Raw genomic sequence first — 12,896 nt, forward strand, 5'->3', positions numbered from 1 at the left:
AGATGCTAAAGGTATATAAGGAATTCAAGGAGTTTGCTATAAAGGGGAATATGATCGATATAGCCATAGGGGTTATTATCGGTGCTTCTTTTAATAAGGTTACGGATGTCCTGGTGAAAAAAGTGCTTATGCCGCCCGTTTCCTTACTGGTTTCCGATGTGAATTTCAAGGATAAGGAATGGGTGCTTCGCGAAGCAGTTATCGGAGAAGACGGGAAGACGATAGCCAATAAAGTGTCTATAGGTTATGGCGAATTTGCAGAAGCTTTTATGGATTTTGCTATTATAGCCTTTTGTATGTTTCTGGTAGTGAAAGGGATGAACCGACTGCGGAGTAAAGCTCAGAATCCTACGGATAAAAGTGAAAAAACCCCAAAAGATATAGAGTTGCTGTCCGGAATCAAGGAAACCATGTCCGAACAGCTGGCCCTGATGAGAGATTTTATGAAGAAAGAAGAAAATTAATCAGGTGACCCGATTCTCCGGTTGTCATCATTCTTCCCGTGTGTCGGCATGGAGAGCATTGTTTTTTACCGAATCTATACCGTTTTCCATTCCGGCTTCGGAAGCGTACATCTGGCTGGTACCTATGATCTGCCCGTTGCCTGCTTTCAGGTTAAAGTAGAATTTCCCGTTTTTAGCTGTTTTTCTTTCGAACCTGGTTTCATCGCGTGCATTTTTCTTCACCGATGCGATCCCGTTTTCTGCTGCACTTTTACTGCTGTACGCTTCACTGCTGAGGATAACCTGTCCGTTTTTGGCTTTTAAGGTAAAATGAAAGCCTCCCTTGGTGTTTTTCTTTAGTTCGAACATAAGATTAGGTCATGTTTTGGGTTGTTGATAGTAAATATACTAAAAAAAGGTGATATCCCGGAAAGGGATGTTGTATAAACGGCAGGGATTAAAGTTAAAAAAGCCTGTCACAGCGTTGCCTTGAAATGGATCACGGCGGTGACAGGCTTTTTTCATGGGGTTCTCTGTGGTGTGCAGCGGTTATTTGAACATGTCCATTCCCGGAATATTCGGCATGCCCTCTTTGGCCACCGAGGCGAGTTCGGTTTCATTGACCTGGGTAGCTCTCCCGATAGCCTTGTTTAAGGTGAGTACCAGGTAGTCTTCCAGCTGTTCGTTGTCTTCGAGTAAGGCAGGGTCGATGTCTATACTTTTTATTTGCCGGTTGGCCGTAATCGTTATTTTTAGCAAACCATCGCTTGAACTTTCATCGATTAAGACACTGTCTAAGCGTTTTTTAGTGTCTTCTATCTTTTTCTGGGTCTCTTTGAGTTTGCCCATCATTCCGGTTAAATCTCCAAACATTATTTCCTGATTTTAAAGAATTGTAAAAGCAAAATTATTAAATTGTACTGCTTTTTGGGCGAAAACATTATAAAATCGTTATGAAAAAAATAAGTGGCTGGCTTATTATAAGTGTTATTTTTGCAGTGTCTTGTAAAAATGAAAATACTTCCAAAGTGACCAAAAATATTACACCTCCAATAGCGGAAAAAAAACCTACTCCTTTAAAGAAACACGGCGATATCCGGATCGATGATTATTTCTGGATGAACGAAAGAGATAATCCCGAAGTTATCGATTATCTCGAACGGGAAAACGATTACAATGAGAAAATGACTGCACATACCAAGAAGTTGCAGGAAGATCTCTTTAAGGAAATGAAATCGAGAATAAAGGAAGATGACGAATCGGTTCCTTATTTCTTCAACGGATACTGGTATATTACCCGTTTCGAGACGGGAAAGGACTACCCGGTCTACACACGCAGAAAAGACTCACTTCAGGGAAAAGAAGAAATTCTTTTCGATTGCAATGAGATGGCCAAAGACCATTCTTATTTCCAGCTGAGCGGGATCAATATCAGCCCGGATAACAAACTTGCTGCATTCGGTGTGGATACGCTGAGCAGACGGATCTATACCATCCGGGTCAAAAACCTGGAAACCGGAGAGATCTACCCGGTGGAAATTAATAATACAACCGGGGGAAGTACCTGGGCTAATGATAACAAGACACTTTTTTACACGGTTAAAAATCCGCAGACCCTGAGGTCGGAGAAGATATACCGGCATGTTCTGGGATCGAACGGAAAGGATGAAAAAGTGTATGAGGAAAAGGACGATACGTTCAACGCCTATGTTTACAAAACCAAATCCAGAAAATATATCGTTGCCGGATCGCACAGTACCCTGACCACCGAGTACAGTATTATCGATGCTGACAAACCGGGTGAAGATTTCCGGGTATTCCAGCCGAGAGTTCGCGGACTGGAGTATGGCATCGCACACTATGAAGACTCCTTTTATATTGTGACCAATGCCGACGGGGCGACTAATTTCAAGCTGATGAAGACCCCGGAAAATGCGACGGAAAAGGCAAACTGGAAAGAAGTATTACCACACCGGGATGATGTGCTGCTCGAAGATATCGATATCTTTAAGAATTTTCTCGTGGTCAGTGAGCGTAGCGAGGGGCTGAACAAGATCCGGATTATGCGCTGGGACGGAAAAGAAGATTATTATCTGCCGTTTGATAACGAAACCTATACGGCTTATACCAGTACCAATATCGAATTTGATACGGATATACTGCGTTACCGCTACAATTCGCTCACAACGCCACTGTCGACCATAGATTTTAATATGGAGACCCGGGAGAAAGAAGTGAAAAAGGAGCAGGAAGTCCTCGGAGGTAAGTTCGATAAAGACAATTACGCTTCCGAAAGGGTCTGGGCTACGGCCCGGGACGGGAAAAAAGTGCCGATATCGCTCGTTTACCGAAAGGGAATGAAAAAGAACGGTAAAAATCCTCTTTTGTTATATGGTTACGGGTCTTATGGCAATACGATCGATCCTTATTTTTCTACGGTGAGACTGAGCCTGCTCGACCGCGGTTTCGTCTATGCGATAGCACATATCCGTGGCGGGGAATACCTGGGAAGGCCGTGGTATGAAGACGGAAAACTGCTCCGCAAGAAAAATACATTTACCGATTTTGTCGATTGTTCCAAATTCCTGATAGGAGAAAAATATACGTCCCCGGAACACCTGTACGCGATGGGGGGATCTGCAGGAGGACTGCTTATGGGGGGCGTAGTAAATATGGCTCCTGAACTTTACCACGGTATAGTGGCTGCGGTACCTTTTGTGGATGTGGTCACCACGATGCTCGATGAGTCGATCCCTTTGACAACCGGAGAGTATGACGAGTGGGGGAACCCGAACGATGTGGAGTATTACAATTATATAAAATCGTATTCTCCTTACGATAATGTAAAGGCTCAACCCTATCCGAATATGCTGGTTACGACAGGGTATCACGATTCTCAGGTGCAATACTGGGAGCCTGCAAAGTGGGTGGCAAGGCTTCGTGAATTAAAAACCGATAATAATTTATTACTTTTTCATACCAACATGGATGCGGGCCACAGTGGTGCCTCGGGCCGTTTTGAGGCTTTAAAAGAAGTTGCCGAAGAGTATGCTTTTTTGTTAGATTTGGAGGGAATTAAAGAGTAATAAAAAAAAATAACTAAATTTGCTCGGTTTTTGGTTTTTTTAAAAGAACCGACTTTGAAACCAAATACAAGTTATATGGAACAAAAGATTAAGGCTTACGATAACGTATTGGAACTAATCGGAAATACGCCAATTATAAAACTTAATGCGATAACCAATTCCTTAGAAGGAAATTTTTATGCTAAAGTTGAAGCTTTTAATCCCGGCCACTCCACAAAAGACAGAATTGCTCTTCATATTATAGAACAAGCGGAAAGGAGCGGAGTTCTCAAACCGGGAGATACCATCATCGAAACGACCTCCGGGAATACCGGTTTCAGTATAGCGATGGTGAGTATAGTAAAAGGCTACGATTGCGTCCTTGCCGTAAGCTCGAAATCCTCGAAAGACAAAATAGATATGCTGCGCTCCATGGGGGCCAAGGTATATGTATGCCCCGCCCACGTAAGTGCAGATGATCCACGCTCGTATTACCAGGTGGCAAGGCGTATGCACGAGGAAATAAAAGGATCGGTATATATCAATCAGTATTTCAACGAGCTTAATATCAATGCCCACTACAATACTACGGGGCCGGAGATATGGAAGCAGACCGGAGGGGCAATAACCCATCTTATAGCCTGTAGCGGAACAGGAGGTACTATTTCCGGAACTGCCCGTTACCTCAAGGAACAAGCCGAAAAAAACGGAACGGAAGTAAAGATCATAGGTGTGGATGCTTATGGCTCCGTCCTTAAAAAATATCACGAAACTGGGGAATTCGATGCCAAAGAAATCTACCCTTACCGAATAGAAGGCCTCGGAAAAAATCTGATCCCTACTGCAACGGATTTTGATGTTATCGATAAGTTTATCAAAGTAACCGACGAAGAAAGCGCCCATACGGCCCGTGAAATATCCAAAACGGAAGGATTGTTCGTAGGCTATACCAGCGGTGCTGTAATGCAGGCTGTAAAACAGCTTTCTGCAGAAGGTGAGTTTGATAAGAACAGTAACGTTATCATGATCTTCCCTGACCATGGTTCCAGGTATATGAGTAAAATATACAGTGACGAATGGATGCGGGAACAAGGGTTCTTCGATAGTAAGAACATCGAAGAAGAACAGAAAATAGAATACATAAAGTAAGAATTTACTGTTTACATCCGCTAAAATGCGGATGTTTGTTTACAAAAAGGGTACGGATAGTTCATATCTTTCCTGTGAATTTTTGTGAACGGATTCTTAAAATATGTAATTTAGCCTGTTTGTGCTAAAGAAATTATCTTAAAATTTTGAGATCTACATGAAGGATTTATTTGACAGGATCATTGAAAATAAGGGACCATTGGGAAAATGGGCTTCCCAGGCGGAAGGTTATTTTGTGTTTCCGAAACTGGAAGGGCCTATTTCCAATAGAATGAAGTTCAATGGCAAAGAGGTTATTACCTGGAGTATTAACGATTACCTGGGGCTTGCCAACCATCCGGAGGTGCTGAAAGCAGATGCAGAGGCCGCTGCAGAACACGGTTGTGCATACCCGATGGGAGCGAGGATGATGAGCGGACATACCGATGTCCATGAGCAGCTTCAGAATGAGCTTGCGGCTTTTGTAAACAAAGAAGCAGCCTATCTGCTCAATTTCGGTTACCAGGGAATGGTTTCTGCCATAGATGCACTGGTTACCAAAGACGATATTATCGTTTACGATGTGGATTCTCATGCCTGTATCATAGATGGGGTTCGCCTACACATGGGTAAGCGTTTTACATTTATGCACAACGATATTGAAAGCCTTGAAAAAAACCTGGAGCGGGCCACTAAAATGGCCGAGCAGACCGGTGGCGGTATCCTGGTGATATCCGAAGGGGTTTTCGGTATGCGTGGTGAGCAGGGAAAACTCAAAGAGATCGTAGCGCTTAAGAAAAAATTCAAATTCCGTCTTCTCGTAGACGATGCCCATGGGTTCGGAACACTCGGAGCCACAGGTGCCGGGGCTGGAGAAGAACAGGGAGTACAGGATGAGATCGACGTGTATTTTGCCACATTCGCCAAATCGATGGCCAGTATAGGAGCTTTCCTTGCCGGAAATAAAGAAATCATCGATTATCTGAAGTACAACCTGCGTTCGCAGATGTTTGCCAAATCACTTCCTATGGTATTCGTAAAAGGGGCGCTCAAACGCCTGGATATGTTACGTACAATGCCGGAACTGAAAGGTAAATTGTGGGAAAATGTCGATGCACTGCAAAACGGGCTTAAAGAACGCGGATTTAACATCGGGACAACAAATACCTGTGTAACCCCTGTGTATTTGAACGGAAGTATTCCGGAAGCGATGGCACTGGTTAAAGACCTTAGGGAAAATTATGGTATTTTTTGTTCTATTGTCGTTTACCCGGTAATTCCGAAAGGGTTGATCTTACTCCGTATGATCCCTACGGCGACACATACGATAGAAGATGTCAATGAAACGCTCGAAGCTTTCTCTGCTATAAGAGACCGTCTGGAAAACGGTACCTACAAAAGGCTTTCTGCTGCGGTTGCTGCAGCTATGGGAGAGTAATACGAGATAAAAAACGATCGGAAAGGTGTGGTCATGTTTATGATCACACCTTTTTTGTTATATTTTATGTACTACCCGTGTAGGGCACGGGTTGGATATCAGGAGTCCGGAATATGGCGTAGTCTAAAAAAATGCCGAGCTGATATATCTCATTTTTTGCCAAATACTTTTGATAAACGGTAGGAGGGAAATGTAGAAATGCTTAATTTGTGAGGGTAGAAAACAGGGAGCCCGCAGGGCAAACCACTGCACGGGACCATGTAGGAATCCTGTTTTCGCAACCGTACAATTAACAGGATTATTCGATGAAAAAAATTATTATTGCTATTGATGGATATTCTTCTACCGGTAAGAGTACCATTGCCAAACGGCTTGCCAAAGAGCTGGGTTATATTTACGTGGATACGGGAGCTATGTACAGGGCTGTTACCCTTTATGCCATGAATAACGATCTGTATACCGATGATCTGGATCGCGAAGGGTTGATAGAGAGACTTGATGACGTTAAGGTACGTTTTGTCTTTAACGATACCCTCGGTTACGGAGAAACATATCTCAATGATGTTAATGTTGAAGAAGCGATACGAAGTATGGATGTTTCCAATCGTGTAAGTGCGGTAGCTGCCATATCCGAGGTCAGGAAGAAGCTGGTAAAAGAACAGCGGGCCATGGGACAGGAAAAAGGCATTGTAATGGATGGCCGGGATGTAGGCACTGTTGTGTTTCCTGATGCCGAATTGAAACTGTTTATGACCGCATCTCCCGAAATAAGGGCAACACGAAGATATAAAGAGTTGTTGAATAAAGGGCAGGAAGTGACTTTCGAGGAGGTATTAAAGAATGTGACCGACAGAGACTATATAGACTCTCATCGTAAAGATTCTCCTCTGGTCAGGGCCAAGGATGCCATAGTGCTTGATAACTCGGATATGGGTAAGAACGAGCAGTTCGAGCGCATATATAATCACGCCATGCGGATGATCGAAAAACAGAGTGATGAAGCCTGAAAATAATAACCCCGGACGCGTGTCCGGGGTTTGTTTTTTTAGGATAATCTCGGAATAACGAGCTCCTGGTCGGGATGAATAACATCCGGATTTTTTAGTTGCCCCGTATTCGCCTTGAAAATGGTGTTGTATTTAGAAGAGTCCCCGTAATATTTTTGGGCAATTTTGCCCAGTGTTTCTCCTTTTTGTACCACATGTCTGTGGTAAACGGCAGGATCGGTTTCCTCGATCCGGATATCCGCTTTGATGTCCGAAGGTTCGTTACCTCCTATTTCTTTGATCTTGTCCCAAAGGATATTTTTTTCGTATTGTGACTTAGTCGTCCCCTTGATTTTCAGGACACCATCGCTCTCTTCAACCGTCCCGTTTTTTATTTTCAAGGCGGTGCCCAGATCAAGTACCGGCTGATATTTTGCTTTAACACTCATAGTTTTGTACATTTATTGATTAGAGTTGTATCAAATATACGCATTTCGTGAAGTATTTTTAGTACTTATGCTATCCAAAAAGCATTATAAAATGGATGAAATGTACAAAAAGGAAGGTAAAATGTAGAAGTCAATAATGGTGGACAGCTTTTCCTGGAAATTATGCAATTTTTTTTTCGTCGTTTTATAGTCGATTCTGAACAATTACATTTATTTTCGTCCCGGAAAACAGCATGCCGTTTTCTTAGGTAGTGAGAATACTACAGCATACGGTATGGAAAGGAGATCAGTTCTTTTTCCGGTATTCAATGACTTTTTAATGAGACACAGTAAATGGAGAAAATTTTTGAAGACACAAAAACTGCCTTCGCCCTAAAAACCGATGTAGAATTGGAAAGGGCGTATTTTTTATTTAAGCTGATCGCCAATCAGCCGCTTGTGCGAATAGGAACCGCCGTTACCAATTTCGCACTAAAAACCCATCTTCCGGTTGAAGGACTTATCCGCTCCACGGTATTCGACCAGTTTTGCGGAGGTATCAGTGAGGAAGACTGTATGCCGGTTATCGATAAAATTTATGAAAAAGGAGTTTCTTCCGTACTGGATTATTCCGTGGAAGGAAAAAACGAAGAGAATCCGCTCGACGAATCCTACCGTAGGGTTATCGATATACTCAATTTTGTCAAAGAAAAAGATTCGATACCTTTTGCGGTATTTAAGCCTTCCAGTTACGGGAGGTTATCACTTTTCCAGAAAGTCAACGACGGCGAAAAACTGACCGTACGTGAGCAGGACGAATGGGACCGTGTTGTTAACCGTTTCGACTCTTCATGCCGTAAGGCATATCAACTGGACGTGGCTTTGCTCATCGATGCAGAAGAATATTGGATACAGGATGCGGTAGATAACCTGATCACCGATATGATGCGCAAATACAATAAGGAGAAAGCCGTTGTCTACAATACCTTACAGATGTACAGGTGGGACCGGATGGACTATCTCAAAAAACTGTATAAGCAAGCCGAAGAAGAAGAATTCTACGTAGGTGTTAAGCTCGTTCGCGGAGCTTATATGGAAAAAGAGAATGAAAGGGCAGAGGAAAAAGGATATCCTACGCCTATATGTTCGTCCAAGGAAGCCACGGATAAGAACTATAACGAAGCTGTTCACTTTATGGCAGATCATCTTGACAGGATGGCTATTTTTGCAGGTACGCACAACGAAGACAGCTCTTATCTGCTGATGGAACTTATGGAGGAAAAAGGTATTGCCAAAGACGATCCGCGGGTGTGGTTCGGGCAATTGTACGGTATGAGCGATCATATTAGCTATAATCTTGGGGCACGCGGCTATAACGTGGCCAAATACCTGCCTTTCGGGCCGGTAAAGGACGTTATGCCCTACCTGATACGCCGCGCGGAAGAAAACACTTCGGTTGCCGGACAGACCAGTAGAGAACTTTCCCTGCTCAAAAAGGAAAAGAAGAGACGAAAACTGTAATTTCTACAGGTTGCATAAATGGGTATTACTGCATTCAAAAATGTTAGTATATTTGAAACGTAAAAAAACCATTGTGTATTGTTACTTTCTCTTTCCATAAAAAATTATGCGCTCATCGATGACCTCAGGGTTCGTTTCGAGAGGGGGCTCACTATTATTACCGGTGAAACCGGTGCGGGAAAGTCTATCCTGTTGGGTGGTTTGTCGCTTATACAGGGTAAAAGGGCAGACCTGAACAGCCTAAAGGACAAGGAAAAGAAATGTATCGTAGAAGCGGAGTTTGCCGTAGAGGATTATCATCTGCAATCGCTTTTTACAAAACTCGATCTTGACTACGAACCTCATACGATTATTCGCCGGGAGATTCTTCCCGGCGGGAAATCGCGTGCTTTCGTAAATGATTCTCCCGTCACACTCGACGTTCTTTCGTCATTGAGTATACGTCTTATCGATATACATTCCCAGCACCAGACCCTGCAACTGACGGATAACGATTTTCAGTTCCAGGTAATCGATGCTATTTCCGGGAACAAGACCAACATAGAACGTTACAAAGAAAAATTAAAGGAGTATCACCATACCAAGAAGGAGCTACAGCGGCTTATAGATTTCCAGCAGGAGGCCGATAAAGAACAGGACTATAATGCCTTTTTGCTCAAAGAGCTCCAGGATGCCCGTTTACAGCCCGGCATGCTCGAAGAGCTGGAAGAAGCTTTTGAAAAACTGAGCAATGTGGAAGAGATCAAAGAGAAACTGGCATATTCCTCGCAATTGCTGAGCGATGAACAAAGCGGTATTCTCGTTAACCTCAATGCTATGCGCAATGCGATAGGAAGGCTCTCGGGATACGGCACGAGATTTGAAGACCTTCAGACCAGGATCAATTCCGTTTTTATCGAACTCGATGACGCATTCAATGAAATCCAGAATATCGACGAGACCGTAGAGGCCGATCCGGAACAACTGGAGCAGACCAATACGCGGCTTCAACTCCTGTATGATCTTCAGAAAAAGCACAATGTTCTCGAAGTGGAAGAGTTGATCCGGATACAACAGGAACTGGAAGAGAAGGTCTCGGTAACCGAAAACCTGGAAAACGATATCAAAAACAAGCAGCTCCAGGTGCTGAAACTGGAGGAGGAACTCGATGAGGAAGCTTCGAAGATCCATGAAAAAAGGATTAAGGAAGCCCCGAAACTCAAAAAGTACCTGGAAAGCTCATTATTCAAATTAGGGATGCCCAATGCTACTTTCCGGATTGATATAATACCGACAACTTCATTCTTTGCCAATGGAAAGGACGAGTTGCACTTCCTGTTCTCTGCAAACAAAGGAACAGATTACGGACCGTTGAAAAAAGTAGCTTCGGGAGGAGAATTGTCCCGTATTATGCTGTCGATAAAAGCCATTCTGGCACGATATGAAAAACTCCACACTATTATGTTCGATGAGATCGATACCGGGGTTTCCGGGGAGGTTTCGGATAAAATGGGAGATATCATGAAAGAGATGGGGGAGCGGATGCAGGTTTTTGCCATTACCCATCTTCCGCAGATAGCTGCAAAGGGGGTAAAGCACTTCAAGGTGTACAAAGAAGACCAGGCCGGAGTCACGTCTACGCAGATGAAAGCGTTGTCTATGGATGACAGGATCGTGGAAATCGCCGAGATGCTGAGTGGCAAAAATATTTCCGAATCAGCCATATCACATGCGAGGGAATTATTATTATTGTAATTGAATAAAGGAACTTTACCTGAAATACCGGGTTTTGATAACTTTATGCGAATAACCATAAACGAGAAACTTAATAGAAAAAGATGTACAACTTATTAAAAGGAAAAAAGGGAATTATTTTCGGTGCATTGGATGAAAATTCAATTGCCTGGAAGACTGCAGAAAGAGTCCATGAAGAAGGAGGTACTTTTGTACTTACCAATGCTCCTATTGCGATGCGTATGGGACAGATAAAGGAGCTTGCCGAGAAGACAGGTTCCGAGATCATTCCGGCAGACGCTACCAATCTGGACGATCTGCAAACCCTGGTGGAAAAATCCATGGAAATCCTTGGAGGTAAAATCGATTTTGTATTGCATTCCATAGGGATGTCCGTCAACGTGCGTAAAGGAAGGCACTATACAGATCAGAACTATGATTTTACGACCAAAGGCTGGGATGTGTCCGCTGTTTCTTTTCATAAGGTATTGCAAACCCTGTATAAAAATGATGCGATGAGCGAATGGGGTAGTATCGTAGCACTGTCCTATATGGCTGCACAACGTTCGTTCCCGGATTACAACGATATGGCCGATAACAAAGCTTACCTGGAGTCCATAGCCAGAAGTTTCGGATATTTCTACGGGAAGGAAAAGAAAGTAAGAGTAAATACGATTTCCCAGTCCCCAACCCCTACTACGGCAGGGCAGGGTGTTAAAGGTTTTGACGGATTTATCGCTTATGCGGATATGATGTCTCCCCTGGGGAATGCAACAGCTTCGGAATGTGCAGACTACACACTGACACTGTTCTCAGACCTGACGAAGAAAGTAACCATGCAAAACCTCTATCACGATGGTGGTTTCTCCAATACCGGAGTGAGCAACGAGGTTATGGAAAAGTTTATAAAATAAACGAACAGATCGCACTATGAAAATCCCGCTTCCGGCGGGATTTTTTTATTCCCGTGATACGATAGAGAAACCGTATCGTCTTTCTACCCGTGCATGGTTTCCTGTTTACCCAGTGTTTTCATGAGATCTGCTTCATACTCCAGCAGATCCTGCCATTTTTTATCCACGTCCTCACGATTGCCGTATTGCCGGGCAAAAGACAGGAACATCGTATAATGATTGGCTTCGCTTGCCATGAGATTTCTGTAAAATTCCGCCAGTTCGCGATCCTGTATGTTCTCGGATAACAAGCGAAACCGTTCACAGCTTCTCGCCTCAATGAGTGCCGCATAGAGCAACCGGTGGACCAGTTGCGTTTCCCGGCTCCCGCCTTTCGGGAAAAAATTCATCAGTGCTATGACATACTGGTCTTTACGTTCTCTGCCCAGTATCCACCCGCGTGCTATAATATGGTCGTGTACCATCTTAAAATGGCTCATCTCTTCCTTCACCAGGGCAGTCATGGCCTGTACGAGTTCGGTGTGTTCGGGGAAAGTTACGATCAGCGATATGGCAGTACTTGCCGCTTTCTGCTCACAATAGGCATGGTCGGTGAGTATCTCCTCGATATTTTTTTCTACGATATTTACCCATCGGGGATCGGTGGGAAGTTTTAATCCTAACATAATTTCTCTGTATTATCAGCGATTTGTATAAGTTTTTGCAGGGTATTCCGGTTTCTGGTAGTAGCCCTGGTATTGAGTTTCTTTTCCAACAGGTTGTTGGATAATTTGGTGATCCCGTAACCCTTGGGGCAGCATAGGTATATACCGCGGTCTGAAATACAAATACGTTCGGACTCTTTTCTGAAGGCTTCGAGCACCGCCGTAAGACCGGCTCCGGGTTTTTGTTTGGTAAAGGTGAAATAAAGGATTTTGGTATCTGCATCCTTAAAAGGTAGTGCCTGCAGTACCTCCCGTAGTTCTTCTTTGGTGCTTAAAAATACCCCGATCTCCCGGTGGCCGAATGTCGTCTCTATATCCTTGCCGATCCTTTCTTCCCAGTCCTCAGCACTCAGGGTTGTGGTATCGTTAAATATAACATTTCCGCTCCGGATATAGGTAGAGATATCGGTGCCGCCTGCTTTTTTCAGCATGGTTTTTAATGCAGCCATGGATATGGTGTTCTTTCCGGAGACATTGATTCCCCGGAGCATACATATACGGGTTTTCATCTTCACTGCTTTTAGTGATGCAAATATATGAAAAACGCCTCCGTGCC

13 protein-coding genes are annotated in these 12,896 nt (G+C 43.6%); 8 read left to right on the forward strand and 5 right to left on the reverse strand.

The features are described from left to right. The first annotated feature begins 2 nt into the window (after positions 1-2). On the forward strand, positions 3-464 hold the full coding sequence (gene mscL, locus BT112_RS13330; protein ID WP_072317888.1) for a large conductance mechanosensitive channel protein MscL: 462 nt from the start codon (positions 3-5) through the stop codon (positions 462-464). Between the two features lie 27 nt (positions 465-491). On the opposite strand, the gene BT112_RS13335 is transcribed toward mscL, so the two are convergent. Both BT112_RS13335 and BT112_RS13340 read right to left on the reverse strand, forming a co-directional pair. Then, positions 492-812 carry a YegP family protein gene (locus tag BT112_RS13335; RefSeq protein WP_072317889.1) on the reverse strand — a complete coding sequence of 107 codons (321 nt, stop codon included), beginning with the start codon at positions 810-812 and terminating at the stop codon, positions 492-494. A 180-nt stretch (positions 813-992) separates the two neighbouring features. Then, a complete protein-coding gene (locus tag BT112_RS13340; protein ID WP_072317890.1) occupies positions 993-1,316 on the reverse strand; it encodes a YbaB/EbfC family nucleoid-associated protein in 324 nt (107 codons plus the stop codon). Positions 1,317-1,396: 80 nt separating this feature from the next. Here BT112_RS13340 and BT112_RS13345 point away from each other — a divergent pair, with 80 nt between their 5' ends. The 4 genes from BT112_RS13345 (at position 1,397) to cmk (ending at position 7,081) form a co-directional block, all read left to right on the forward strand. After that, positions 1,397-3,529: a S9 family peptidase gene (locus tag BT112_RS13345; protein WP_072317891.1), complete on the forward strand. Its 2,133-nt coding sequence runs from the start codon at positions 1,397-1,399 to the stop codon at positions 3,527-3,529. Positions 3,530-3,604: 75 nt separating this feature from the next. After that, entirely contained in the window at positions 3,605-4,657 is a 1,053-nt protein-coding gene (locus BT112_RS13350) for a cysteate synthase (RefSeq protein WP_072317892.1), read from the forward strand. A 157-nt stretch (positions 4,658-4,814) separates the two neighbouring features. Then, positions 4,815-6,074, forward strand: a complete 1,260-nt coding sequence (locus tag BT112_RS13355; RefSeq protein ID WP_072317893.1) for a cysteate-C-fatty acyltransferase — start codon at positions 4,815-4,817, stop codon at positions 6,072-6,074. Between the two features lie 305 nt (positions 6,075-6,379). Then, entirely contained in the window at positions 6,380-7,081 is a 702-nt protein-coding gene (cmk, locus tag BT112_RS13360; RefSeq protein ID WP_072317894.1) for a (d)CMP kinase, read from the forward strand. A 38-nt stretch (positions 7,082-7,119) separates the two neighbouring features. Here the strand turns inward: cmk and BT112_RS13365 are convergent, their stop codons facing one another. Continuing rightward, positions 7,120-7,509 (reverse strand): LysM peptidoglycan-binding domain-containing protein, encoded by a 390-nt coding sequence (locus BT112_RS13365; protein ID WP_072317895.1) that lies wholly within the window; start codon positions 7,507-7,509, stop codon positions 7,120-7,122. A gap of 333 nt (positions 7,510-7,842) precedes the next feature. Between BT112_RS13365 and BT112_RS13370 the strand changes: the two genes are divergently transcribed. The 3 genes from BT112_RS13370 to BT112_RS13380 all read left to right on the forward strand — a co-directional run bounded on the left by BT112_RS13370 (position 7,843) and on the right by BT112_RS13380 (position 11,636). After that, entirely contained in the window at positions 7,843-9,009 is a 1,167-nt protein-coding gene (locus tag BT112_RS13370; RefSeq protein WP_072317896.1) for a proline dehydrogenase family protein, read from the forward strand. A gap of 78 nt (positions 9,010-9,087) precedes the next feature. Beyond that, on the forward strand, positions 9,088-10,743 hold the full coding sequence (gene recN / locus BT112_RS13375) for a DNA repair protein RecN (protein WP_072317897.1): 1,656 nt from the start codon (positions 9,088-9,090) through the stop codon (positions 10,741-10,743). A gap of 83 nt (positions 10,744-10,826) precedes the next feature. Further along, positions 10,827-11,636: an enoyl-ACP reductase FabI gene (locus BT112_RS13380; protein WP_072317898.1), complete on the forward strand. Its 810-nt coding sequence runs from the start codon at positions 10,827-10,829 to the stop codon at positions 11,634-11,636. A gap of 83 nt (positions 11,637-11,719) precedes the next feature. On the opposite strand, the gene miaE is transcribed toward BT112_RS13380, so the two are convergent. Beyond that, positions 11,720-12,301 (reverse strand): MiaE family protein, encoded by a 582-nt coding sequence (gene miaE / locus BT112_RS13385; protein WP_072317899.1) that lies wholly within the window; start codon positions 12,299-12,301, stop codon positions 11,720-11,722. Beyond that, entirely contained in the window at positions 12,295-12,849 is a 555-nt protein-coding gene (locus BT112_RS13390; RefSeq protein ID WP_072317900.1) for a DUF1697 domain-containing protein, read from the reverse strand. Before BT112_RS13390 ends, miaE begins: the two co-directional genes overlap by 7 nt. Between the last annotated feature and the right edge of the window lie 47 nt (positions 12,850-12,896).

The organism is Sinomicrobium oceani (assembly GCF_900119185.1).
Taxonomy (GTDB): Bacteria; Bacteroidota; Bacteroidia; order Flavobacteriales; family Flavobacteriaceae; genus Sinomicrobium; species Sinomicrobium oceani.

Coding starts and splice junctions, on each gene's coding strand:
- BT112_RS13340 (WP_072317890.1), bottom strand. CDS start 1,316: ATGTTTGGAGATTTAACCGGAATGATGGGCAAACTCAAAGAGACCCAG.
- BT112_RS13350 (WP_072317892.1), top strand. CDS start 3,605: ATGGAACAAAAGATTAAGGCTTACGATAACGTATTGGAACTAATCGGA.
- BT112_RS13390 (WP_072317900.1), bottom strand. CDS start 12,849: ATGAAAACCCGTATATGTATGCTCCGGGGAATCAATGTCTCCGGAAAG.
- BT112_RS13370 (WP_072317896.1), top strand. CDS start 7,843: ATGGAGAAAATTTTTGAAGACACAAAAACTGCCTTCGCCCTAAAAACC.
- BT112_RS13365 (WP_072317895.1), bottom strand. CDS start 7,509: ATGAGTGTTAAAGCAAAATATCAGCCGGTACTTGATCTGGGCACCGCC.
- cmk (WP_072317894.1), top strand. CDS start 6,380: ATGAAAAAAATTATTATTGCTATTGATGGATATTCTTCTACCGGTAAG.
- BT112_RS13345 (WP_072317891.1), top strand. CDS start 1,397: ATGAAAAAAATAAGTGGCTGGCTTATTATAAGTGTTATTTTTGCAGTG.
- BT112_RS13355 (WP_072317893.1), top strand. CDS start 4,815: ATGAAGGATTTATTTGACAGGATCATTGAAAATAAGGGACCATTGGGA.
- miaE (WP_072317899.1), bottom strand. CDS start 12,301: ATGTTAGGATTAAAACTTCCCACCGATCCCCGATGGGTAAATATCGTA.
- BT112_RS13335 (WP_072317889.1), bottom strand. CDS start 812: ATGTTCGAACTAAAGAAAAACACCAAGGGAGGCTTTCATTTTACCTTA.
- mscL (WP_072317888.1), top strand. CDS start 3: ATGCTAAAGGTATATAAGGAATTCAAGGAGTTTGCTATAAAGGGGAAT.
- BT112_RS13380 (WP_072317898.1), top strand. CDS start 10,827: ATGTACAACTTATTAAAAGGAAAAAAGGGAATTATTTTCGGTGCATTG.